This is a genomic window from Pseudomonas sp. TE3644, from assembly GCF_056278815.1.
Genome location: NZ_JBWBQF010000001.1, coordinates 7,119,026 through 7,139,489, shown reverse-complemented (window position 1 = coordinate 7,139,489; position 20,464 = coordinate 7,119,026). Strand labels below are relative to the sequence as shown.

The window sequence follows — 20,464 nt, the reverse complement described above, 5'->3', positions numbered from 1 at the left end:
CAGGGTTCAGTAAGTGAAGGTCTTGACCAGCAGCAGGTCGCCGATGGCACGCAAGGGCACGACGAAGCTCTCGCGCTTTTCGTTGACAGTGTTTTCGTTGAGCACCAGGTTAATCTGCGAGGTGATGACCTCGTTCTGGTTGCCGCGCTCCTCAAAGTTATAGCCGCCATTACTGTAGTTGCCCCAGTAGTTGACGTAGACCAGATAGGTGCCGTGCATCGGCGCGGTCATGGTGAACATTTCCGGGCCTGGGCCGTCGACGCTGTCGGTGTCCAGGCCACCGCCGTTGCTCAGTACCGGGTTGGCATAGAACGCATGCTGGCCGTCGGGGGTGATGATGTGCAGATCAAGTTCGGCCTTGGGGTCGTCCCAGGCCAGGAAGATGCGGATACGGGCGGGCGTGCGCTGGTCATTGGCTTCATAGAACTGCACGCGCTTGAGCGACTTGCCCTCGCTGCTGCGCACTTCAACGCCATTGGAGCCGGCACCAAAGGCATAGGGGCGTGCGAATCGACCTTCTTCATCGGTATACAGGCCAAGCGCGTTGCCGTTGACCGATAGCGTATGCGGCTGACGCATCGGCGAGGTGGCCTTGATCTGCCCTTCGATCATGCTGCGATTGCGCTGGATACCACGGTCGATGGGCGGCGTGGGATAGGCCACGCGCGGGTTCTCGGTACGGTCGAGCAGACCGAAGTAGCGCCAGCCACCCACCGGGCTGTCGAGGGTCGCCGTGGTATCGGCCAGGGCGCTGGACGCCCAGAGAAAGGCGCTCAACCAGAGAAGAAATCGCATGTGTGCTTCCTGCAATGCATGGTGGTGGGTGTCAGTTCCTGCGACACCTTTTATAGCCCGTTTTCGAGGCGGGCGAAGCGTAACCACTCGCCTCGCCTTTCACAATCCAATTACCACTTCAAGATGTCGACCAGTGCTCATCGCCGGTCGAGAATTCGTTTGCCTTGCCGGGCGCCGATGGCGCTGGCCTGGCCATCGCGTTGTTTGCCGGTACGCGCCTCGCTGATCAGGCCCGGAATCAGTACCCCCTCGGGCAGGTGCTTCCAGAAACGGCTGGGCAGATGCCCCTGCATGGCGCGGGTATTGAGCCGGGCGGGGTTGAAGATATGGCTGTAATAGGTCAGCCACAGCTCACCGTGCGGATCGTCGACCTGCTGGGCCATCTGCTGCCAGACGGGCGGGCACTGGCGCTGGTAGTGAAGGTCTTGCCCGTCGTAATAGACGCCATCGCGGGGCGTGGCGATCAACCAGCGGTGGCGCCCCATGCGCCCAATGAAATGGCTGCTGGCGCTTTCCAGGATGTCATGGGCCGGCTCGTGCCAGGCCACGTACTCGGGCTGACCATCGCCAGCATCGTCATTAGCCAAGGCCACGAAGCGAACAAAGGCATGCAGATGATGAGCCTCGCGGGACACCTGCTTGATGCGCCGATGCAGTTCGCTGCCCAGACGATCACCCGGCAGCATGGCCGTGCGATCCCCATGGCTGACACGCCACAGCACTTCATAAAGCAGGCTCCAGCGCTGATCACCCCGGTACCTGGCAGCCGCTTCCAGTTGCTCGGCCAGCGCCAGGGGTACTCGCGCTTGATAGGGGCCAAGCTCTGCGGGGAGCGTGTGATCAGTGGCAAATAGATCCGCCACCTCCCAACTCACCTGACTGGGGTCTACCTGATGGCTCAATAACCAGCGTGCCTGCTGGCGCCAGGTGCCGAACAAGTCGTCGCAATCAAGGCTGATCATCCCCACAGCCCCATCTGCTGGGGCGCGGGGCGGTCGCGCAGCTGCTCGCGCAGTAAAAGGCTGCTGCTCTCGGCCTGCTGCGGATGGTAGTCACTGGTGATCAGGAAGGGCTTGGCCTTGGCCAGCACGCAGCGCAGGCGCGTGAGGTCTTCGTACCGGATGCGCCGTTGACGACGCAGTTCGACCAGCCGCTGCGTGGTGCGGATGCCGATACCGGGAATACGCGCAATCAATGCCGGCTCGGCGCGATTGAGGTCCAGCGGGAACACATCGCGATGCTCCAGGGCCCAGGCCAGCTTGGGATCGATGTCCAGCGCCAGATGCCCCGGCCCCTGGAACAGCTCGCCAGCCTTGAAGCCGTAGCTGCGCAGCAGAAAGTCCGCCTGGTACAGCCGATGTTCACGCATCAGCGGCGGCGCTGCCAGGGGCACGCTTTTCGGGCTGTTGGGGATGGGGCTGAAGGCCGAGTAGTACACGCGTTTGAGCTTGAAGTTACCGTACAGGCTTTCGGCACTGTGCAGGATGGTGCTGTCGTCGGTGTCGTCGGCGCCCACGATCATCTGCGTGCTTTGCCCGGCTGGGGCGAAGCTGGGGGCCTTGGGCTCATCGGCCACGGCCTGCCGGCCGATGTGGATGGTGTTCATCGCCTGGCGGATGGAACCCACTTGTTTCTCCGGCGCCAGCGTCTGCAGGCTGGCGTCGGTAGGCAGTTCGATATTGACGCTGAGACGATCGGCGTAGCGGCCCGCTTCCTCGATCAACAGCGGATCCGCTTCGGGGATGGTCTTGAGGTGGATATAGCCGCGGAACTGGTGCTCTTCACGCAGCAGCTTGGCGACGCGGATCAGTTGCTCCATGGTGTAGTCGGCGGAACGGATGATGCCGGAGCTCAGGAACAGGCCGCTGATGCAATTGCGCCGGTAGAAATCGAGGGTCAGCGTGACCACTTCCTCAGGCGTGAACCGAGCACGCGGGACATCGCTGGAGCGACGATTGACACAGTATTGGCAGTCGAACAGGCAGAAATTGGTAAGCAGAATTTTCAGCAGCGACACGCACCGCCCGTCGGGTGTGTAGCTGTGGCAGATACCCATGCCGTCAGTCGCCCCCAGCCCGGCCTTGCCTTCGGAGCTGCGCTTGGGCGCAGCGCTGCTGGCACACGAGGCGTCGTACTTGGCGGCGTCGGCGAGGATGCTGAGTTTCTCGATCAGCTGCATGGGATTCTCGATACTGTTTTTATGTACAGTACAGAGGCACAGGCTGCTTCACAACACCTTTGCGACCACCGGCCCGAGTGCGATTCGCGTAGCCGCTGCCGACAGGCTGCGCTGGCCATCGCGTACACTGAAGATGTTCAGTTGGCGGCAGCGGCTACAGACTGCTTTGCAACAGTGTTTTGCACCCGTTGATTTGCCCGACGCGCCCCGCTCTGCTAGTGTCGCGCGGTTTCAACTCCTGTCGAGAGAGCCGCCATGGCCCGCAAGAAAGCTTCCGTGGATTTCGAGCAATCGCTTGCCGATCTGCAAACGCTGGTCGAACGCCTGGAAACCGGTGAATTGTCGCTGGAAGATTCCCTGGCCGCCTTCGAACAAGGCATCGGCCTGACCCGCGACTGCCAGGCTGCCCTGGCCCAGGCCGAGCAGAAGGTGCAAATCCTGCTCGAACGCGACGGAGAGCTGACGCAAGAGCCCTTTGACGCGGAACAACCCGAATGATCAGCACCTACCAGGCCGCCTGCCAGGCGCGTGTGGATACTGCCTTGGGCACATTGTTTGTCGCCCCGGTGCCCGAAATGGCACGTCTTTACGAAGCCATGCGCTACAGCGTGATGAACGGCGGCAAACGCGTGCGCCCGCTGCTGGTCTACGCGGCCTGCGAGGCTTTAGGCGCGCCGGCCGAACAGGCCAATGGCGCCGCCTGCGCCGTGGAACTGATACACGCCTACTCGCTGGTGCACGACGATCTGCCGGCCATGGACGACGACGACCTGCGCCGCGGCCAGCCAACCACCCACAAAGCGTTCGATGAAGCCTGCGCGATCCTGGCCGGCGACGGCTTGCAGAGCCTGGCCTTCAGCGCCCTACTGGATGAGCGCCTGAGCCCGCAGAACGAAGCCGTGCGCCTGCAGATGGCCATGGCCCTGGCCCAGGCCGCAGGCCCCGGCGGCATGGTCGGTGGCCAGGCCATCGACTTGGGTTCGGTCGGCAAAAAGCTCGACCAGAGCGCGCTGGAACTGATGCACCGACACAAGACCGGCGCCCTGATCGAAGCCAGCGTGCAGCTGGGTGCCCTGGCCAGCGGCCGTGCCACTGCCGAACAGCGCCAGGCGCTGAAGACTTATGCACAGGCCATCGGCCTGGCGTTCCAGGTCCAGGATGACATTCTGGACGTGGAGAGCGACACCCAGACCCTGGGCAAACGCCAGGGCGCCGACATTGCCCGCGACAAGCCCACCTACCCGGCCCTGCTGGGCCTGGACCTGGCCAAGGCCTACGCCGTGCAGTTGCGCGACCAGGCGCTGGAAGCACTGCAGCCGTTCGACGAAGCCGCCGAACCCCTGCGCCAGCTGGCCCGCTACATTGTCGAACGTCGCAGTTAAACAGCGGCGCTGACAGCCCGATGCGTCATCGCGTGGGCAGCCAGCGCTGCATAGGTTAAACTGCCGCCACTTCATATTTATAACGATTCGCCTGATGCCAACGACGTTTCAAGAGATTCCCCGCGAACGCCCGCTGACGCCCCTGCTGGACCGTGCCGACACGCCGGCCGGCCTGCGCCGACTGGGTGAAGCCGAGCTGGAAACCCTGGCCGATGAATTGCGCCAGGAGTTGCTCTATACCGTTGGCCAGACCGGCGGGCACTTCGGTGCCGGCCTGGGCGTCATCGAGCTGACGATTGCGCTGCATTACGTCTTCGACACGCCGGACGACCGCCTGGTGTGGGACGTGGGCCATCAGGCCTACCCGCACAAGATCCTGACCGGTCGCCGCGAGCGCATGGCCAGCCTGCGCCAGAAGGACGGCCTGGCCGCCTTCCCGCGCCGCAGCGAGAGCGAGTACGACACCTTTGGCGTCGGCCACTCCAGCACCTCCATCAGTGCCGCCCTGGGCATGGCCGTTGCCGCGCGCCTGCAGAACAGTGGGCGCAAGGCCATTGCCGTGATCGGCGACGGCGCACTGACCGCCGGCATGGCGTTCGAGGCGCTGAACCATGCGCCCGAGGTCAACGCCGACATGCTGGTGATCCTCAACGACAACGACATGTCGATTTCGCGCAACGTCGGCGGGCTGTCCAACTACCTGGCCAAGATCCTCTCCAGCCGTACCTACGCCAGCATGCGTGAAGGCAGCAAGAAAGTGCTGTCGCGCCTGCCGGGTGCCTGGGAGATCGCCCGCCGTACCGAAGAGTATGCCAAGGGCATGCTGGTACCGGGCACGCTGTTCGAAGAGCTGGGCTGGAACTACATCGGCCCGATCGACGGTCACGACCTGCCGACCCTGGTGGCCACCCTGCGCAACATGCGCGACCTCAAGGGCCCGCAGTTCCTGCATGTGGTCACCAAGAAGGGCAAGGGCTTTGCCCCGGCCGAAGTCGATCCGATCGGCTATCACGCCATTACCAAGCTCGAGCCGTTGAACGCGCCCGCCGCACCGAAAAAAGCCACGGGGCCGAAGTACTCCGCGGTGTTCGGCCAGTGGCTGTGCGACATGGCCGCCGCTGATCAGCGCCTGGTGGGTATCACCCCGGCGATGAAGGAAGGCTCGGACCTGGTCGACTTCAGCGAACGCTACCCCGAGCGCTATTTCGACGTGGCCATCGCCGAGCAGCACGCGGTGACCCTGGCCGCCGGCATGGCGTGCGAAGGCGCCAAGCCGGTGGTGGCGATCTACTCCACCTTCCTGCAGCGCGCCTACGACCAGTTGGTGCATGACGTGGCGGTGCAGAACCTCGACGTACTGTTCGCCATCGACCGTGCAGGCCTGGTGGGTGAAGACGGCCCTACCCATGCGGGCAGCTACGATCTGTCGTACCTGCGCTGCATCCCGGGCATGGTCATCATGACCCCGAGCGACGAGAACGAACTGCGCAAGATGCTCACCACCGGGCACCTGTACGAAGGCCCGGCCGCCGTGCGCTACCCGCGTGGCACCGGCCCGAACGCGGCCATCGACAGCGACCTTGCGCCGCTTGAAATCGGCAAGGGCGTGATTCGTCGCGAAGGCAGCAAGGCCGCCCTGCTGGTGTTCGGCGTGCAATTGGCCGAAGCCTTGAAGGTGGGCGAGAAGCTGGATGCCACCGTGGTCGACATGCGTTTCGTGAAGCCGCTGGATGAAGCGCTGGTGCGCGACATTGCCAGCCGCCACGAGCTGCTGGTGACCCTCGAGGAAAACAGCATCATGGGCGGCGCTGGCGCTGCGGTGAGCGAGTTCCTGGCACGTGAAAACCTGCTCAAGCCGATGCTGCACCTGGGCTTGCCCGATGTGTACGTGGAACACGCCAAGCCGGCGCAGATGCTGGCCGAGTGTGGACTGGATGAGGCCGGAATCGAAGCGGCCATCACCAAGCGCCTGGCCGCACTCAACCTGGCATAACCTGTAGCCGCTGCCGCCAGGCTGCGCTGGCCCTGATGTTCACTGGAGATTTTCAGCGAGGCATAGGGCCAGCGCAGCCTGACGGCAGCGGCTACGGGTTGATGCGCTCGCAGAGCCGACTCAGCGCCTCGATCAGCTGCCCACTCGGGCGCTCGACCCCCGGATCACCTAGTACCACCCTCCCCCTGATCGGCCACTTGCCCCAGGCATTTGCCTGCGCCTGAGTGGGCACCACGATCACCTGCGGATCACGCTGCAACACCGATTCCAGGCTCACCTGCGGCGCCGGCAGCGCCAGCTCGGCGAAAACATTGCGCCCACCGCAGACGCTCAACGCGTCACTGATGATCTGCCCGCCACCCACCGTGTACAGCGGCACGTCCCACACCTGGTAGAACACTCGCAAAGGCACCGGTCGCCGGTAGCGTTCGCGCAACGCCGCCAGCCGTTGGCGAAAGTCGCTGGCCAGCGCACGACCGCGGGCAGCCTGCCCCAGTGGCTGGGCGATCTGTTCGATCTGCGCGGCAAGGTCTTCCAGGGAATGGGGTTCGGCCACCAGGGTCGCAATCTTCAGGCGCTGGAGCTGCGCGCGCTGGGCAGGGCTGACACTGCCCGGCCACAGCAGTATCAAATCAGGATCGAGCGCCAGCAACTGCTCCAGATCCAATTGCCCGTAATGCCCCACTGACGGCAAAGCCTCAAGGCCAGGCGGCCTCGGCCCTGCGTCGAGCACGCCAACCAGGCGATCCTGACCACCCACTTCGACGGCAATTTCAGTCAGCGACGGCGCCAGACTGACCACCCGCTGTGCAGCGCCGGCCGTGGTGCACAGCGCCAGCAACAGACAGGCGAGCAGCCTGGCCATCAGGCCAACTGACGCGGAATGCGATAAAGACTGAGCAGCAACACACTCGAGAACGCCAACAGGCACAACGGCACCGCTTCCAGCCCGAACAGCACGGACAGCGCCGCGATCCAGGCCGGCAGTGCGGCAAACACGAACGCCAGGCGCCGCGTGGCCGCCAGGGCGATCCAGGCGGCAGGCTCCTGTGGGGTATCGAGGGCTTGCTGGGTGGCGATCAGCCTGCGCTTGTAGGCGCCGAAGCGTGGCAGGCTGAGAAACATCGAGGCGACACCGGCGATAAACATCGGCATCGCCAACACGGGCATCAGGTCGTCACTGGTACCGAAGGCCCAGCTCATGACGAACAACGGCAGCAGGGTGAAGGCCACCTGCTGCCACCAGGCTACCGCCAGGCGGCGGCGCACCTGCGATCGGGTCACGCCCGGTCGGCCTCACTCTGGTGTTCGTTGCCCATCATGTGGCCCAGCTTGCCGGCCTTGGTGGCCAGGTAATGCTTGTTGTGCGGGTTGTGACCGGTGTGCAGCGGTACGCGCTCGGCCACCACGATGTTCATGTTGGTCAGCGCCTTGACCTTGCGCGGGTTGTTGGTCATCAGGCGCAACGACTTCACGCCCAAGTGTTCCAGCATCGGCAGGCACATCGCGTAGTCACGCTGGTCGGCGGCGAAGCCCAGGCGCTCGTTGGCCTCGACGGTGTCGGCACCACCGTCCTGCAGCTCGTAGGCGCGGATCTTGTTCAGCAGGCCAATGCCACGGCCCTCCTGACGCAGGTACAACAGCACGCCACGGCCTTCACGGGCGATGGCTTGCAGGGCGGCTTCCAGTTGCGAGCCGCAGTCGCAGCGCTGGCTGAACAGGGCATCACCGGTCAGGCACTCGGAGTGCAGGCGGCCCAGCACCGGCTCGCCGTCGGCGACGTCGCCCAGGCTGAGCACGACGTGTTCGCGACCGGTGCTCTCATCGAGGAAACCGTGCATGGTGAATTGCGCAAAAGGCGTTGGCAGCTTGGAAGCGGCGACAAAAACGACGGGCACCGTGTGCTCCTATCAACTATCTGACATGAATATTAACCAAGGCCTGCATTGTAACAGCAGCTTAGTTGCGACGCTTAGGCTGAATTATGAGGGATAAAGATCGGGAAGTTTGATGGCTTATTGCGCAAAGGGATAAGGCTGCTTCCACTGCTCGAACACTGGGCGCAATTCACCCTTGGGTACCAACTCGCCCATGCGCCGGTCAAACAGCGCCAGCAGGGCCCGACCACGGGGATTGTCGGCAAACCCGACGAACAAGGGCAACTCGGCAATGTGCGTGACTTTGAACTGGGCCGGGTTGCTGGCGTCCTTGAGCACACCTTCGATTTCGGTTTGCGCATCGATGTAGTAATCGGCGCGATCGTGACTCAGCATCGACAGGATTCCGGTTCGCCGCTGAACTTCATTGTACTGCCTGATCTTTGGCAGAAAGCGCTCGAAACTGTAGCCCCGCACCCAGGCCAGGCGGTAATTGCCCAGGTTGTCGCGGGTGGGGGACGGCCGGTTGGCCAGGCCCAGGGCGTAGATGTGGTCGGTGTCGTAGTGCCAACGGGGGTAAAGGGTGTTGGCGACCTCGTCGTGGTACGAGCCCACCCAGGCGTCAGCTTCGGCGCGCTGTACCAGCCCGACCGCGCGCATGTACGGCACGGTGCGAACTTGCACGCGCACGCCAGCCGGTTCGAACACCTTGCGCAGGATATCCCACGCAAGGCCGGTGCCGTCGGCGTTGGTGTAATCGCTCCATGCCTCGCTGGCCACCAGGATAGGCGAAGGCGGCGTTGCGCTATCCGCCCAGGTGCGGGTCGCGAGCAGCAGCCCGAGCACCATCATCAGCATCCATCTGGCCATGCCCACGCTCCCTGTCATACCGCGTCAACCGTCAAAAGTGATGCCAGCCCCACACCACTACCTGCATCGCCAGCCAGGCAAACACCCCTGCCAACACGTCATCGAGCATGATGCCGACGCCACCATGCACATGCCGATCAATCCAGCGGATCGGCCATGGCTTGAGTATGTCGAAGAACCGGAACATCAGGAAACCGACCAGTATCCATTCCCAACCCTCGGGCACCAGCCACAAGGTTATCCACATGCCGACCATTTCGTCCCAGACGATACCTTCATGATCGTGCACGCCGAGGTCATCCGCCACCTTGCCGCACAGCCAGAAGCCGAACAGCATGGTGATACCCAGCATCAGCCAGTAGCCCCAGTCAGGCAGCATCTGCCACAAGGGGATGAACGGTATGGCAACCAGCGAGCCCCAGGTGCCAGGGGCCTTGGGCATGGTGCCGGAACCGAAGCCGAATGCCAGGAAATGCCAGGGGTTGCGCCAGACCGACGGCGGCACGTTTTCTGCCGGGACCTGCTTGGGGTGGTCTGTCACGGTGTCTCCCGAAAATGTTGATAGCCCCGCACAACCGGGGTGATGTCGGCGCCTTGCGCGTTCAGCAGGCGTACGCCCTGCCCTTCGCGCACCCGGCCCAGCACATGAATGCCCCAACCGTCTGCGCGCAACGCCGCCAAGTGTTCGGCCGGCAGGCTGAACACCAGTACGTAGTCGTCACCGCCGGTGAGTGCTGCGGTCTGCGCCGCGTCTCGGCCCAGCAGGCCGAGCAGTGCATTCGACAGTGGCAGCGCGTCCAGTTCAATGTCCAGGCCTACACCGGAAGCCGACGCGATATGCCCGCAATCGGCCAGAAGGCCGTCGGAAATATCCATCGCCGCTGTAGCCTTGCCACGCAACGCCTGGCCCAGGCCGAACTGCGGTGATGGCGACCAGTAGTGCGCCAGCAACGGTGCACCGATGGTTTCGTCGGCCTGCGCCTGGCCCAGCACCAGCGGCAAGGCCCCGGCGGCGTCGCCCAGTACGCCACCCACGCACAACAGATCGCCCGGCCGTGCGCCGGAACGCAGCAGTGCTTGCCCGGCGGGCACACCGCCGAACACGGTCATGGTCAGGCTCAAGGGTCCGCGCGTGGTGTCGCCACCGATCAGGCTGAGGCCGCAGTGGCGTGCCATGCGGTTCAGGCCTTCGGCAAAAGGTTGCAGCCAGCCTTCGGCCACCGACGGCAAGGTCAGGGCAAGGGTAAAGCCAATGGGGGATGCGCCCATGGCAGCCAGGTCACTGGCGGCCACTGCCAGCGCGCGCTGGCCGAGCAGGAAAGGGTCGGCGGGGTCGGGGAAATGCACCCCGGCCACCAGGGTATCGGTCGACACGGCCAACTGCTGGCCGGCTGGCAAGGCCAGCAGGGCGCAGTCGTCGCCAATGCCGAGCGCCACCCCATCGCCCGCCTGCGCACAGGGCGCAGCGGCGAAGTAGTGTCGGATCAGCTCAAACTCGCCCATGGTCTGCAAGCGCGTGAATCAGCGCTTGAATGCCTTCACTTCGGCGGCGCGAACATTCGGCGCTACCTTGTCCAGCACACCGTTGACGAACTTGTGGCCGTCGGTGGAACCGAAGACCTTGGCCAGCTCGATACCTTCGTTGATCACCACGCGGTACGGCACGTCGACGCGCTTGAGCAGCTCCCAGGTGGACAGGCGCAGCACGGCCAGTTCAACCGGGTCCAGCTCTTCCAGGGCCAGGTCCATGCACGGCTTGAGCACGGCATCGATCTCGGTCTTGCTGGCAGGCACGCCGTGCAGGATCTCGCGGAAGTAGGCACCGTCGACGTCGGTGAAGTCGTTGTCGACGCGGAACTGCGCTTCGATCTCGTTCAGCGAGTGGCTTGCCATGTGCCATTGGTACAGGGCTTGGGTGGCCAGCTTGCGGGCTTCGCGACGCTTCATGCTTTTGGAAGGTTTGCCAGCATCCGCAGGTTTTGGATCGCGCGGGTTGAAACGATCGCTTTCGTCGGAAATCACTTGGCCTCCAACTGCGACAGCAGGCTGACCATTTCCAGGGCGGACAGGGCAGCTTCAGCGCCCTTGTTGCCAGCCTTGGTGCCGGAACGCTCGATGGCTTGCTCGATGGAATCGACGGTCAGTACGCCGAAGGCAACCGGTACGCCGAACTCCATGGACACCTGGGACAGGCCCTTGGTGCATTCGCCAGCCACGTATTCGAAGTGCGGGGTGCCGCCACGAATGACCGCGCCCAGGGCGATGATCGCGTCGTACTCACCCTGCTGGGCGACTTTCTGCGCAACCAGCGGGATTTCAAAGGCGCCAGGGGCACGAATGATGGTGATGTCGCTTTCGCTGATGCCGTGGCGAACCAGGGCGTCAACCGCGCCGCTCACCAGGCTTTCGACGACGAAGCTGTTGAAACGGCCAACCACCAGGGCATAGCGACCTTTGGGGGCAATGAAGGTACCTTCGATGGTCTTCAGGGTCATTCGGTGAGTCTCGTCTTAAAGAGCAAGGACGCCAAGGGCGTCCTATGGGGTAATGGGTCACGAACAAGAACGTGCGGGGTCACCTGAAAAACCATAGCGCTGGCCTGGCAATCTGGCGACCCTGAAACCGTGTTTATTCGGAGGGCACGTATTCTACTACTTCCAGGTCGAATCCGGATATCGCATTGAACTTCATTGGCGAACTCATCAGGCGCATTTTACGCACGCCCAGGTCGCGAAGGATCTGCGAACCGGCACCGACGATGCTGTAGGTGGTCGGTTTTTTCACTGGCGCGCTCTCGGCGGTTTCGCGGATATGCGCCAGCAGCACGTCGCCGTCCACCGGGTTGCCAAGCAACAGCACCACACCACTGCCAGCCTCGGAAACCGCGCTCATGGCGGCCCGCAGGCTCCATCTGCCGGGCTGCTTGACCATCAACAGGTCGCGCAATGGGTCCATGTTGTGCACCCGCACCAGGGTCGGTTCCTCGGCGCAGATGGTGCCCAGGGTCAGCGCCATGTGCACGTCGCCTTCCACGGCATCGCGGTAGGTGACCAGGTTGAATTGACCCAGTTCGCTGTCCAGCGGCTGCTCGGCAATCCGCTGAACGGTACGTTCGTGGATCATCCGGTAGTGAATCAGGTCGGCGATGGTGCCAATCTTGATGTTGTGTTCGGCCGCGAAGGTTTCCAGTTCCGCGCGACGGGACATGGTGCCGTCGTCGTTCATCACTTCGCAGATCACGCCGCTGGGCTCGAACCCGGCCATGCGCGCCAGGTCGCAGGCCGCCTCGGTATGGCCGGCGCGGGCCAAGGTGCCACCGGCCTGGGCCATCAGCGGGAAGATGTGGCCGGGGCTGACGATGTCTTCAGCCTTGGCGTCCTTGGCGGCCGCGGCCTGCACGGTGCGGGCGCGGTCGGCGGCGGAGATGCCGGTGGTCACGCCTTCGGCGGCTTCGATGGACACGGTGAACTTGGTGCCGAAGCCCGAACCGTTGCGCGGTGCCATCAGCGGCAACTTCAGCAGCTCGCAGCGCTCACGGGTCATGGGCATGCAGATCAGGCCGCGGGCGTGCTTGGCCATGAAGTTGATGTGCTCGGCCTGGCAGCACTCGGCGGCCATGATCAGGTCGCCTTCGTTTTCACGGTCTTCGTCATCCATCAGGATGACCATCTTGCCCTGGCGGATGTCTTCCACCAGTTCTTCGATTGTGTTGAGCGCCACGCGGCACCCCCTATATCAGGACTTGAGGTAGCCGTTGGCGGCCAGGAAGCTCTCGGTGATGCCACCGGCGGACGGCTCGGCCGCCTTGTCGCCCAGCAGCAGGCGCTCCAGGTAACGGGCCAGCAGGTCCACTTCCAGGTTGACCTTACGGCCGGCACGGTAGTCGGCCATGATGGTTTCGGCCAGGGTGTGCGGGACGATGGTCAGTTCGAACTCGGCGCCGTCCACGGCGTTCACGGTCAGGCTGGTGCCGTCGACGGTGATCGAGCCTTTGTGGGCGATGTACTTGGCCAGCTCCTTGGGCGCGCGCACGCGGAACTGGATGGCGCGGGCGTTTTCCTCGCGCGAAACGATTTCGCCGACACCGTCGACGTGGCCGCTGACCAGGTGGCCGCCCAGGCGCGAGCTTGGGGTCAGGGCCTTTTCCAGGTTGACGCGGCTGCCGGCCTTGAGCTCGTGGAACGCGGTGCAGTCCAGGGTCTCGCGGCTGACGTCGGCCCAGAAGCCGTCGCCCGGCAGTTCCACTGCAGTCAGGCACACGCCGTTGACGGCGATGCTGTCGCCCAGTTTGACGTCGGCGAGGTCCAGCTTGCCGGTTTCTACGTAAACACGTACGTCACCGCCCTTGGGGGTCAACGAACGGATGCTGCCGATGGATTCGATAATGCCGGTGAACATGGGTCCTCCTACGGAACCGGGCCTGCGCTGGGCGCGAGGTGCAAATTATACGCTTGCCGTCGGGGCAGGTATTGCGATGACTCGCCAGTCATCCCCAACGGCACGCATTTCAATGATTTTCAGCCGAGGTGCCTCGGCCATGCGCGCCAGCGGCCAGTCCAGCAAGGGCCGCGCAGTGGAGCCCAGGAACTGGCCGGCAATGAACAGTTGGTACTCGTCCACCAGGCCTTGGCGAGCGAAGGCGCCGGCCAGGGTGGGGCCGGCTTCCACGAGGATTTCGCTGGTACCGCGGGCGGCCAGCAGCTGGAGCAATTGCGCCAGGTCCACGTGACCATCGACGGCGGCCACCATCAGCAGCTCATGGCCCTGCTGCTGATACACGCTGGCCTCCGCGCCCTGGGCACAGGTCACCACCAGCGCGGGGCCGGCCTGGAAAAACGGTGCATCCAGCGGCACCCGCAGGCGGCCGTCGATCAGCACGCGCAACGGCGGACGGCTGAGCGCCAGCGCCGTGGTTTCGGGGTCCAGGCCCAATTGCTCGGCGCGCACGGTCATGCGCGCACCATCGGCCAGCACGCTGTCGGCGCCAGTCAATACCACGCTGGACCGCGCCCGCAGGCGCTGCACGGCCGAGCGCGCTGCCGGGCCGGTGATCCACTGGCTTTCGCCACTGGCCATGGCTGTGCGACCGTCCAGGCTCATGGCCAGCTTGACCCGCACGAACGGCACGCCGTGCTCCATGCGCTTGAGGAAGCCAGGGTTCAAGGCCCGGGATTCGGCCTCCAGCACCCCGCTAAGCACCTGGATACCGACATCGGCCAGGCGCTTGAGGCCTCGACCGGCGACTTCGGGGTTGGGGTCTTGCATGGCCGCCACCACCCGCGCCAGCCCGGCATTCACCAGGGCATCGGCGCACGGCGGGGTGCGGCCATGATGGCTGCACGGTTCAAGGGTCACGTAAGCAGTAGCGCCGCGCGCCAGCTCGCCCGCCTGGCGCAGGGCATGCACCTCGGCGTGGGGTTCGCCGGCGCGCACATGCCAGCCTTCGCCCACTACCTGACCGTCGCGCACAATCACGCAACCCACCCGCGGGTTGGGATGCGTGGTGTACAGGCCGCGGCGCGCCAGCTCGATGGCGCGCGCCATGTAATGAGCGTCGAGGACCGCTTGCTCGCTGGGCATGCTCACTCCTTGGCCGGCTCGCGGGCCAGGCGGTCGATTTCCTCGCGGAATTCGTCCAGGTCCTGGAAGCGGCGGTACACCGAGGCGAAACGAATGTAGGCGACTTCATCGAGCTTCTGCAGCTCGGCCATCACCAGCTCGCCGACAACCAGCGACTTGACCTCGCGCTCACCGGTGGCGCGCAGCTTGTGCTTGATGTGGGCCAGGGCCGCTTCCAGGCGCTCGACGCTGACCGGGCGTTTTTCCAGCGCCCGCTGCATGCCGGCGCGCAGTTTTTCTTCGTCGAAGGGCTGGCGACTGCCGTCCTGTTTGATCAGGCGCGGCAAAACCAGTTCGGCGGTTTCGAAGGTGGTGAAACGCTCACCGCAGGCCAGGCATTCGCGACGGCGGCGCACTTGCTCGCCCTCGGCGACCAGTCGCGAGTCGATGACCTTGGTGTCGTTGGCACCGCAGAAGGGACAGTGCATGGTGGCAGGCAACAAAAAATGGGAGGGCCATGGTAGCGCATCCCACTGGCAAGACAAGCCAAAGCCTTTGCGGTATACAGTGGATAATTATTGCGATGGATCTGCCAATGCCCCTACGCCCCCTGATTTTGCTGAGCCTGGTCGCCCTGCTGGCGGCTTGCAGCAGCGACAAGCCCAAGCCTGTGGCGCCCGTGGCGCCAGCCCCCAAACCCGCCGCCATCGGTGCAGAACCGCTGGGCCCGCTGCCTGCGTTCCAACGTGAGCTGACCGGCACCGTGCTGGGCGCACCCGCCAATGCCGAGGTTGAACTGGCGTTGCTGGCGGTGGATGAGCGCAGCCGTCCGCAAAAATTGCTGGCCAGCACCAAGCTGATCGGTACCGGCAAAGCCCTGCCGTTCCAATTGCGCTTCAACCCCGAGGCCTTCCCACAGGGCCTGCGCGTTGAACTGCGTGGCCGCGCCAGCCAGTCCGGGCAGCTGATCCTGCATTTGCCGGCCGTACCGGTCAGCCAGCCCACTACCCAGGCGCTTGGCCAATTGCAGCTGCTGCAGGCGCCATGAAGGCCCTGCAACAAGCCCTGGGCGAACTGCTGGGTGACGCACAGTTGGTGCCCACGACGTTGCCGGGCACCGACCTGCGCCTGTGGCTGATCGACGGCGACAACATGGACCGCGCCTTCAGCCCCGAGGAAACCCGGCGCATCCTGCACGAGCCGCCCTACTGGAGTTTCTGCTGGGCCAGTGGCCTGGCCATGGCCCGCTACCTGGCCGAACAGCCGCAGTGGGTGGAAGGCAAGCGCGTGCTGGACTTTGGCGCCGGCTCCGGCGTTGCGGCCATTGCCGCTGCCAAAGCGGGTGCCGCCGAGGTCGTGGCCTGCGACCTGGACCCGCTGGCGCTGGATGCCTGCCGCGCCAACGCCGAGCTCAACGGCGTCAGCCTGAGTTATTCGGCCGACTTCTTCGCCGAGGACGATCGCTTCGACCTGATCCTGGTCGCCGACGTGCTGTATGACCGTGCCAACCTGCCATTGCTGGACCAGTTTCTCAGCCGCGGCCGCGAGGCACTGGTCGCCGATTCCCGGGTCCGCGACTTCAGCCACCCGGTGTATCGCCAGCTGGCACGCTTGCAGGCCTGCACCTTGCCCGACCTGGCCGAGCCCCACGAATTCCGCAACGTCAGCCTCTACCACGCCCAGCGCGGCTGAGGCGCTTTCGGCCAGCGGCGCCAGCCTTTATAGTGCAACCATTACCGCTTTTTTCGAGATGCACGATGAGCCAGCCCACGCCGTATATTTTCGATGTCACCACTGCCAGCTTCCAGCAAGACGTAATCGACAAGTCCTTCGACCAGCCCGTACTGGTGGACTTCTGGGCCGACTGGTGCGCGCCCTGCAAGGTGCTGATGCCGCTGCTGGAAAAGATCGCCGAGAGCTACCAGGGCGAGCTGTTGCTGGCCAAGGTCAACTGCGATGTGGAACAGGACATCGTCGCCCACTTCGGCATTCGCAGCCTGCCGACCGTGGTGCTGTTCAAGGACGGCAAGCCGGTGGACGGTTTCGCTGAAGCGCGTCCGGAGTCCGAGATCCGCGCCATGCTGGAGCCGCACGTGCACATGCCCGAAGCGCCAGTTGCCGATCCGTTCGAAGCCGCCCAGGCGCTGTTCAACGAAGGCCAGTTCGCCAAGGCCGAGGAGATCCTGCGGGTGCTGCTGGGCGAGGACAACACCAACGCCCGTGCGCTGATTCTGTACGCGCGCTGCCTGGCCGAGCGCAACGAGCTGACCGAAGCCCAGGCCGTGCTGGAAGCGGTGAAGGGCGATGAGCACAAGGCTGCACTGGCCGGCGCCAAGGCCCAGCTGACCTTCCTGCGCCAGGCGGCTGACCTGCCGGATGCCGCCGACCTGAAATCGCGCATCGCGCAGAACCCCAACGACGACGAAGCCGTGTTCCAACTGGCCATCCAGCAGTTGTCGCGCCAGCAATACGAGGCGGCCCTGGATGCCCTGTTGAAGCTGTTCACCCGCAACCGCAGCTTCAACGAAGGCGTGGCGCACAAGACGCTGCTGCAGGTATTCGAGCTGCTGGGCAATGACCATCCGCTGGTCACCACCTACCGTCGCAAGTTGTTTGCCGCCCTCTACTGAGTCAATCGACCCAGCAATACAGCGGCGCGTCGGCGCCGCTTTCCACGCGCACTTCCTGGCAGTGGCGCAGGCGCACCAGCAGGCGCTTGCCCGCCGCCGTGCTGCCCGCCAGCCCTTCAAGCTGCCCCAGCAGTTCCGGGCCGCTGATCTGCCCCGCTTGTTGAACCAGCTGTAGCGTCGACTGCCACAGGGCGTCGTTCTGCGCGGCGGGTTTTGCCGTGGGCGCCGGTGTGGCCGGGGTTTCGGCCTGCACGTTCAATTGCGCGCCCAGGTGCTGCCAGTCGGCGGCGTCCATCTCGATGGTCAAGTCCACCGGCCAGGCGCCGATGGTTCCGCGAATTCGTAGCATGGTGAGTCCTCGTCTGCGAAGGGCCATGTTCCCACACCTCCCCGAACACTGAACACCGTAGCCGCTGCCGCAGGCTGCGCTGGCCGGCATGAACCTTAAAGATCTCCAGTGTGGTTCAGGGCCAGCGCAGCCTGGCGGCAGCGGCTACGGGTTTGCGTTCGAGTGGTGCGCAAAATTTCATCTGGGCCTTTATGGTGCTGGCACTTTAAAGTTGTTATAACGTTACAATTATTCATCTTTCATCAGGATTTTTTCATGCGCCGACTTCTGCTTGCCCTGCCCTTCGCGCTGCTGCCTCTGGCCGTTGCCCACGCCGACGACACCACGGTCAAACACGGCAGCCTGGACACGCATGAACACGGCACCGCCCGCGTCAACGCCGCGCTGGACGATCAGACCCTGGCGCTGGAACTGCAGACCCCGGCCATGAACATCGTCGGCTTCGAACACCTGGCCACCACCGACGCCGACAAGGCCGCCGTGGCCAAGGCGCGCGCCTTGCTGGAAAAGCCCCTGGCACTGTTCAACCTGCCGGCCGCCGCCGGTTGCAGCGTGGCCAGCCAGCACTTGCAGAGCCCCTTGTTCGGCGATGCGATGCCTGCCGACGATGACGACGATGATCACGACCACGACGAACACGCGGCCGGCGAAGAGCATCACCACAGCGAAATCCACGCTACCTACGAATTCACCTGCACCTCGCCGGACAAGCTCAAGGCCCTGGACCTGTCGCAGGTATTCAAGACCTTCCCGGCCACCCACAAGGTCGTGGTACAACTGATCGCGCCAGCCGGCCAGAAAGGCCTGGATGCTACCCCGGACAACAGCACGCTGAGCTTCTGATGACCAGCACCGCCCTTATCGAACTGCGCGACCTGCACTTTGCCTGGCCGCGCCAGCCCGCCCTGCTGGATATCCCGGCGTTCCGCCTGGAAGCCGGCGAAACCCTGTTCCTCAAGGGCCCCAGCGGCAGTGGCAAGACCACCCTGCTGGGCCTGCTGGGGGGCGTGCAGAAACCCGTCAGCGGCAGCGTCCAGGTATTGGGACATGAGCTTGGCCAGATGAGCCAGGGCCGCCGCGATCGTTTTCGCGTCGATCACACCGGCTATATCTTCCAGCAGTTCAACCTGCTGCCGTTCCTGTCGGTGCGCGAAAACGTCGAGCTGCCCTGCCACTTCTCGCGCCAGCGCGCCGAGCGGGCCAAACAGCGCCACGGCAGTGTCGACCAGGCCGCAGCCACCTTGCTGGCGCACCTGGGGCTGACCGATCCGGCCTTGTTGCAACGCCGTGCCGACACCCTGTCGATTGGCCAACAACAACGGGTGGCCGCTGCCCGCGCGCTGATCGGCCAGCCGGAACTGGTGATCGCCGACGAGCCCACCTCGGCCCTCGACTATGACGCCCGCGAAGCCTTCATTCGCCTGCTGTTCGCCGAATGCCGCGAGGCCGGCTCCAGCCTGCTGTTCGTCAGCCACGATCAAAGCCTGGCGCCGTTGTTCGACCGCAGCCTGTCACTGGCCGAACTCAACCGGGCCGCGCGCCCTGCCGTACCAGGGGAAGTCTGATGTACCTGTTCCGTCTAGCCGTGGCCAGCCTGGCCAACCGGCGCTTTACCGCCTTCCTCACCGCCTTCGCCATCGCCCTGTCGGTGTGCCTGCTGCTGGCCGTGGAGCGCGTGCGCACCGAGGCGCGCACCAGCTTCGCCAGCACCATCAGCGGCACCGACCTGATTGTCGGCGCCCGCTCCGGCTCGGTGAACCTGCTGCTGTACTCGGTGTTCCGCATCGGCAACGCCACCAACAACATCCGCTGGGACAGCTTCGAGCACTACGCCCACGACCCGCGGGTGAAGTGGGCCATCCCCATGTCGCTGGGTGATTCGCACCGCGGCTACCGGGTACTGGGCACCGACCAGTCCTACTTCGAGCATTACCAGTACGGCCATCACCAGCCGCTGGAAATGTCGGCCGGGCGCTTCTTCGCCACCGATCCGTTCGAAGTGGTACTGGGCGCCGAAGTGGCCGAGGCCCTGCATTACAAACTGGGTGACAGCCTGGTGCTGGCCCATGGCACCGCCGCCATCAGCCTGGTCAAGCACGACGACAAGCCGTTCACCGTGGTTGGCATCCTCAAGCGCACCGGTACGCCGGTGGACCGCACGCTGCACATCAGCCTGGGCGGCATGGAGGCCATTCACATTGACTGGCACAACGGCGTGCCCGCCCGTGGCGCCGGGCGCATCAGCGCTGACCAGGCACGTAACATGGACCTCACGCCCACGGCGATCACGGCCATGATGCTGGGGCTCAACAACAAGATCTCGACCTTTGCCCTGCAGCGTGAAATCAACGACTTCGTCGGCGAGCCGCTGCTGGCCATCCTGCCCGGCGTGGCCCTGCAGGAACTGTGGGGGCTGATGGGCACGGCCGAGAAAGCCTTGTTCGTGGTGTCGCTGTTCGTGGTGCTGACCGGCCTGATCGGCATGCTCACGGCTATCCTGACCAGCCTCAACGAGCGGCGCCGGGAGATGGCCATCCTGCGCTCGGTGGGCGCCCGGCCTTGGCATATCGCCAGCCTGCTGATCCTGGAGGCGTTCTCCCTGGCCCTGTGCGGCATCGTCGCTGGCGTGGCGCTGCTGTATGCCGGCATCGCCGCAGCGCAGGGCTATGTGCAGGCCAACTACGGCCTGTATTTGCCATTGTCGGCACCCACCGCCTATGAATGGTCGCTGCTGGGGATTATCCTCGCCGCAGCCCTGGTCATGGGCGCCGTACCGGCCTGGCGCGCGTATCGGCAGTCACTGGCCGATGGCTTGTCCATTCACCTGTGA

At 64.5% G+C, this 20,464-nt stretch carries 25 protein-coding genes; 9 read left to right on the top strand and 16 right to left on the bottom strand.

Features of this window, described 5'->3' with window-relative positions:
- Positions 1-6: 6 nt before the first annotated feature.
- The 3 genes from ACZ9GA_RS32005 to ACZ9GA_RS31995 all read right to left on the bottom strand — a co-directional run bounded on the left by ACZ9GA_RS32005 (position 7) and on the right by ACZ9GA_RS31995 (position 2,974).
- On the bottom strand, positions 7-795 hold the full coding sequence (locus ACZ9GA_RS32005; protein WP_457358093.1) for a YfaP family protein: 789 nt from the start codon (positions 793-795) through the stop codon (positions 7-9).
- 137 nt (positions 796-932) lie between these two features.
- Positions 933-1,757: a TIGR03915 family putative DNA repair protein gene (locus tag ACZ9GA_RS32000; RefSeq protein ID WP_457358095.1), complete on the bottom strand. Its 825-nt coding sequence runs from the start codon at positions 1,755-1,757 to the stop codon at positions 933-935.
- Positions 1,754-2,974, bottom strand: coding sequence for a putative DNA modification/repair radical SAM protein (locus ACZ9GA_RS31995; RefSeq protein ID WP_457358096.1), 1,221 nt, complete (start codon positions 2,972-2,974; stop codon positions 1,754-1,756). The genes ACZ9GA_RS32000 and ACZ9GA_RS31995 overlap by 4 nt, the downstream gene beginning before the upstream one ends.
- Positions 2,975-3,229: 255 nt before the next feature.
- Here ACZ9GA_RS31995 and ACZ9GA_RS31990 point away from each other — a divergent pair, with 255 nt between their 5' ends.
- The 3 genes from ACZ9GA_RS31990 (at position 3,230) to dxs (ending at position 6,349) form a co-directional block, all read left to right on the top strand.
- Positions 3,230-3,472: an exodeoxyribonuclease VII small subunit gene (locus ACZ9GA_RS31990; RefSeq protein WP_027982047.1), complete on the top strand. Its 243-nt coding sequence runs from the start codon at positions 3,230-3,232 to the stop codon at positions 3,470-3,472.
- A complete protein-coding gene (gene ispA, locus ACZ9GA_RS31985; protein WP_457358098.1) occupies positions 3,469-4,356 on the top strand; it encodes a (2E,6E)-farnesyl diphosphate synthase in 888 nt (295 codons plus the stop codon). The genes ACZ9GA_RS31990 and ispA overlap by 4 nt, the downstream gene beginning before the upstream one ends.
- Before the next feature lie 94 nt (positions 4,357-4,450).
- The gene (gene dxs, locus ACZ9GA_RS31980) at positions 4,451-6,349 is read left to right on the top strand and encodes a 1-deoxy-D-xylulose-5-phosphate synthase (protein WP_457358100.1); all 1,899 of its coding nucleotides are present in this window, start codon (positions 4,451-4,453) and stop codon (positions 6,347-6,349) included.
- 91 nt (positions 6,350-6,440) lie between these two features.
- Here dxs and ACZ9GA_RS31975 read toward each other — a convergent pair whose 3' ends face one another.
- The 12 genes from ACZ9GA_RS31975 to nrdR all read right to left on the bottom strand — a co-directional run bounded on the left by ACZ9GA_RS31975 (position 6,441) and on the right by nrdR (position 15,143).
- A complete protein-coding gene (locus tag ACZ9GA_RS31975; RefSeq protein ID WP_457358102.1) occupies positions 6,441-7,214 on the bottom strand; it encodes a cobalamin-binding protein in 774 nt (257 codons plus the stop codon).
- Entirely contained in the window at positions 7,214-7,633 is a 420-nt protein-coding gene (locus tag ACZ9GA_RS31970) for a hypothetical protein (protein WP_027982043.1), read from the bottom strand. The genes ACZ9GA_RS31975 and ACZ9GA_RS31970 overlap by 1 nt, the downstream gene beginning before the upstream one ends.
- Positions 7,630-8,247 (bottom strand): GTP cyclohydrolase II, encoded by a 618-nt coding sequence (ribA, locus tag ACZ9GA_RS31965; RefSeq protein ID WP_027982042.1) that lies wholly within the window; start codon positions 8,245-8,247, stop codon positions 7,630-7,632. Before ribA ends, ACZ9GA_RS31970 begins: the two co-directional genes overlap by 4 nt.
- 117 nt (positions 8,248-8,364) lie before the next feature.
- Positions 8,365-9,096: a substrate-binding periplasmic protein gene (locus ACZ9GA_RS31960; protein ID WP_457358104.1), complete on the bottom strand. Its 732-nt coding sequence runs from the start codon at positions 9,094-9,096 to the stop codon at positions 8,365-8,367.
- Positions 9,097-9,127: 31 nt separating this feature from the next.
- The gene (locus ACZ9GA_RS31955) at positions 9,128-9,637 is read right to left on the bottom strand and encodes a phosphatidylglycerophosphatase A family protein (RefSeq protein WP_027982040.1); all 510 of its coding nucleotides are present in this window, start codon (positions 9,635-9,637) and stop codon (positions 9,128-9,130) included.
- Positions 9,634-10,599: a thiamine-phosphate kinase gene (gene thiL, locus ACZ9GA_RS31950; protein ID WP_457358106.1), complete on the bottom strand. Its 966-nt coding sequence runs from the start codon at positions 10,597-10,599 to the stop codon at positions 9,634-9,636. Before thiL ends, ACZ9GA_RS31955 begins: the two co-directional genes overlap by 4 nt.
- Positions 10,600-10,617: 18 nt before the next feature.
- On the bottom strand, positions 10,618-11,118 hold the full coding sequence (gene nusB, locus ACZ9GA_RS31945; RefSeq protein ID WP_027982038.1) for a transcription antitermination factor NusB: 501 nt from the start codon (positions 11,116-11,118) through the stop codon (positions 10,618-10,620).
- The gene (gene ribH / locus ACZ9GA_RS31940; protein ID WP_008374078.1) at positions 11,115-11,591 is read right to left on the bottom strand and encodes a 6,7-dimethyl-8-ribityllumazine synthase; all 477 of its coding nucleotides are present in this window, start codon (positions 11,589-11,591) and stop codon (positions 11,115-11,117) included. The genes nusB and ribH overlap by 4 nt, the downstream gene beginning before the upstream one ends.
- A 133-nt stretch (positions 11,592-11,724) precedes the next feature.
- Positions 11,725-12,816, bottom strand: a complete 1,092-nt coding sequence (ribBA, locus tag ACZ9GA_RS31935; RefSeq protein WP_027982037.1) for a bifunctional 3,4-dihydroxy-2-butanone-4-phosphate synthase/GTP cyclohydrolase II — start codon at positions 12,814-12,816, stop codon at positions 11,725-11,727.
- A 15-nt stretch (positions 12,817-12,831) separates the two neighbouring features.
- Positions 12,832-13,494, bottom strand: a complete 663-nt coding sequence (locus tag ACZ9GA_RS31930; RefSeq protein WP_027982036.1) for a riboflavin synthase — start codon at positions 13,492-13,494, stop codon at positions 12,832-12,834.
- Between the two features lie 45 nt (positions 13,495-13,539).
- Positions 13,540-14,676 carry a bifunctional diaminohydroxyphosphoribosylaminopyrimidine deaminase/5-amino-6-(5-phosphoribosylamino)uracil reductase RibD gene (ribD, locus tag ACZ9GA_RS31925; RefSeq protein WP_457358109.1) on the bottom strand — a complete coding sequence of 379 codons (1,137 nt, stop codon included), beginning with the start codon at positions 14,674-14,676 and terminating at the stop codon, positions 13,540-13,542.
- Between the two features lie 2 nt (positions 14,677-14,678).
- The gene (nrdR, locus tag ACZ9GA_RS31920) at positions 14,679-15,143 is read right to left on the bottom strand and encodes a transcriptional regulator NrdR (RefSeq protein ID WP_166363187.1); all 465 of its coding nucleotides are present in this window, start codon (positions 15,141-15,143) and stop codon (positions 14,679-14,681) included.
- Positions 15,144-15,250: 107 nt separating this feature from the next.
- Between nrdR and ACZ9GA_RS31915 the strand changes: the two genes are divergently transcribed.
- From ACZ9GA_RS31915 to trxA, 3 genes are all read left to right on the top strand, one after another.
- A complete protein-coding gene (locus ACZ9GA_RS31915) occupies positions 15,251-15,703 on the top strand; it encodes a YbaY family lipoprotein (RefSeq protein WP_457358112.1) in 453 nt (150 codons plus the stop codon).
- Positions 15,700-16,347 (top strand): class I SAM-dependent methyltransferase, encoded by a 648-nt coding sequence (locus tag ACZ9GA_RS31910; protein ID WP_457358114.1) that lies wholly within the window; start codon positions 15,700-15,702, stop codon positions 16,345-16,347. The genes ACZ9GA_RS31915 and ACZ9GA_RS31910 overlap by 4 nt, the downstream gene beginning before the upstream one ends.
- A 65-nt stretch (positions 16,348-16,412) precedes the next feature.
- A complete protein-coding gene (gene trxA / locus ACZ9GA_RS31905) occupies positions 16,413-17,285 on the top strand; it encodes a thioredoxin (protein WP_457358116.1) in 873 nt (290 codons plus the stop codon).
- A 1-nt stretch (position 17,286) separates the two neighbouring features.
- Here the strand turns inward: trxA and ACZ9GA_RS31900 are convergent, their stop codons facing one another.
- On the bottom strand, positions 17,287-17,634 hold the full coding sequence (locus tag ACZ9GA_RS31900; RefSeq protein ID WP_457358118.1) for a hypothetical protein: 348 nt from the start codon (positions 17,632-17,634) through the stop codon (positions 17,287-17,289).
- Between the two features lie 255 nt (positions 17,635-17,889).
- Between ACZ9GA_RS31900 and ACZ9GA_RS31895 the strand changes: the two genes are divergently transcribed.
- The 3 genes from ACZ9GA_RS31895 to ACZ9GA_RS31885 are packed head-to-tail and all read left to right on the top strand — an operon-like array spanning position 17,890 to position 20,464.
- On the top strand, positions 17,890-18,477 hold the full coding sequence (locus ACZ9GA_RS31895; protein WP_457358120.1) for a DUF2796 domain-containing protein: 588 nt from the start codon (positions 17,890-17,892) through the stop codon (positions 18,475-18,477).
- Complete coding sequence (locus tag ACZ9GA_RS31890; RefSeq protein ID WP_457358122.1) at positions 18,477-19,199, top strand: ABC transporter ATP-binding protein; 723 nt, start codon at positions 18,477-18,479, stop codon at positions 19,197-19,199. The genes ACZ9GA_RS31895 and ACZ9GA_RS31890 overlap by 1 nt, the downstream gene beginning before the upstream one ends.
- Positions 19,199-20,464, top strand: a complete 1,266-nt coding sequence (locus ACZ9GA_RS31885) for an ABC transporter permease (protein WP_457358124.1) — start codon at positions 19,199-19,201, stop codon at positions 20,462-20,464. The genes ACZ9GA_RS31890 and ACZ9GA_RS31885 overlap by 1 nt, the downstream gene beginning before the upstream one ends.

Excerpts from the sequence above, each read along its gene's own strand:
- ACZ9GA_RS31915 (WP_457358112.1), top strand. The coding sequence starts at position 15,251 with ATGCCCCTACGCCCCCTGATTTTGCTGAGCCTGGTCGCCCTGCTGGCG.
- ACZ9GA_RS31990 (WP_027982047.1), top strand. The coding sequence starts at position 3,230 with ATGGCCCGCAAGAAAGCTTCCGTGGATTTCGAGCAATCGCTTGCCGAT.
- ribD (WP_457358109.1), bottom strand. The coding sequence starts at position 14,676 with ATGCCCAGCGAGCAAGCGGTCCTCGACGCTCATTACATGGCGCGCGCC.
- ispA (WP_457358098.1), top strand. The coding sequence starts at position 3,469 with ATGATCAGCACCTACCAGGCCGCCTGCCAGGCGCGTGTGGATACTGCC.
- ACZ9GA_RS31900 (WP_457358118.1), bottom strand. The coding sequence starts at position 17,634 with ATGCTACGAATTCGCGGAACCATCGGCGCCTGGCCGGTGGACTTGACC.
- trxA (WP_457358116.1), top strand. The coding sequence starts at position 16,413 with ATGAGCCAGCCCACGCCGTATATTTTCGATGTCACCACTGCCAGCTTC.
- ribH (WP_008374078.1), bottom strand. The coding sequence starts at position 11,591 with ATGACCCTGAAGACCATCGAAGGTACCTTCATTGCCCCCAAAGGTCGC.
- ACZ9GA_RS31910 (WP_457358114.1), top strand. The coding sequence starts at position 15,700 with ATGAAGGCCCTGCAACAAGCCCTGGGCGAACTGCTGGGTGACGCACAG.
- dxs (WP_457358100.1), top strand. The coding sequence starts at position 4,451 with ATGCCAACGACGTTTCAAGAGATTCCCCGCGAACGCCCGCTGACGCCC.
- ACZ9GA_RS31930 (WP_027982036.1), bottom strand. The coding sequence starts at position 13,494 with ATGTTCACCGGCATTATCGAATCCATCGGCAGCATCCGTTCGTTGACC.
- ACZ9GA_RS31885 (WP_457358124.1), top strand. The coding sequence starts at position 19,199 with ATGTACCTGTTCCGTCTAGCCGTGGCCAGCCTGGCCAACCGGCGCTTT.
- ACZ9GA_RS31960 (WP_457358104.1), bottom strand. The coding sequence starts at position 9,096 with ATGGCCAGATGGATGCTGATGATGGTGCTCGGGCTGCTGCTCGCGACC.
- ACZ9GA_RS32005 (WP_457358093.1), bottom strand. The coding sequence starts at position 795 with ATGCGATTTCTTCTCTGGTTGAGCGCCTTTCTCTGGGCGTCCAGCGCC.
- nrdR (WP_166363187.1), bottom strand. The coding sequence starts at position 15,143 with ATGCACTGTCCCTTCTGCGGTGCCAACGACACCAAGGTCATCGACTCG.
- ACZ9GA_RS31890 (WP_457358122.1), top strand. The coding sequence starts at position 18,477 with ATGACCAGCACCGCCCTTATCGAACTGCGCGACCTGCACTTTGCCTGG.
- ACZ9GA_RS31895 (WP_457358120.1), top strand. The coding sequence starts at position 17,890 with ATGCGCCGACTTCTGCTTGCCCTGCCCTTCGCGCTGCTGCCTCTGGCC.
- thiL (WP_457358106.1), bottom strand. The coding sequence starts at position 10,599 with ATGGGCGAGTTTGAGCTGATCCGACACTACTTCGCCGCTGCGCCCTGT.
- ACZ9GA_RS31995 (WP_457358096.1), bottom strand. The coding sequence starts at position 2,974 with ATGCAGCTGATCGAGAAACTCAGCATCCTCGCCGACGCCGCCAAGTAC.
- ACZ9GA_RS32000 (WP_457358095.1), bottom strand. The coding sequence starts at position 1,757 with ATGATCAGCCTTGATTGCGACGACTTGTTCGGCACCTGGCGCCAGCAG.
- ACZ9GA_RS31975 (WP_457358102.1), bottom strand. The coding sequence starts at position 7,214 with ATGGCCAGGCTGCTCGCCTGTCTGTTGCTGGCGCTGTGCACCACGGCC.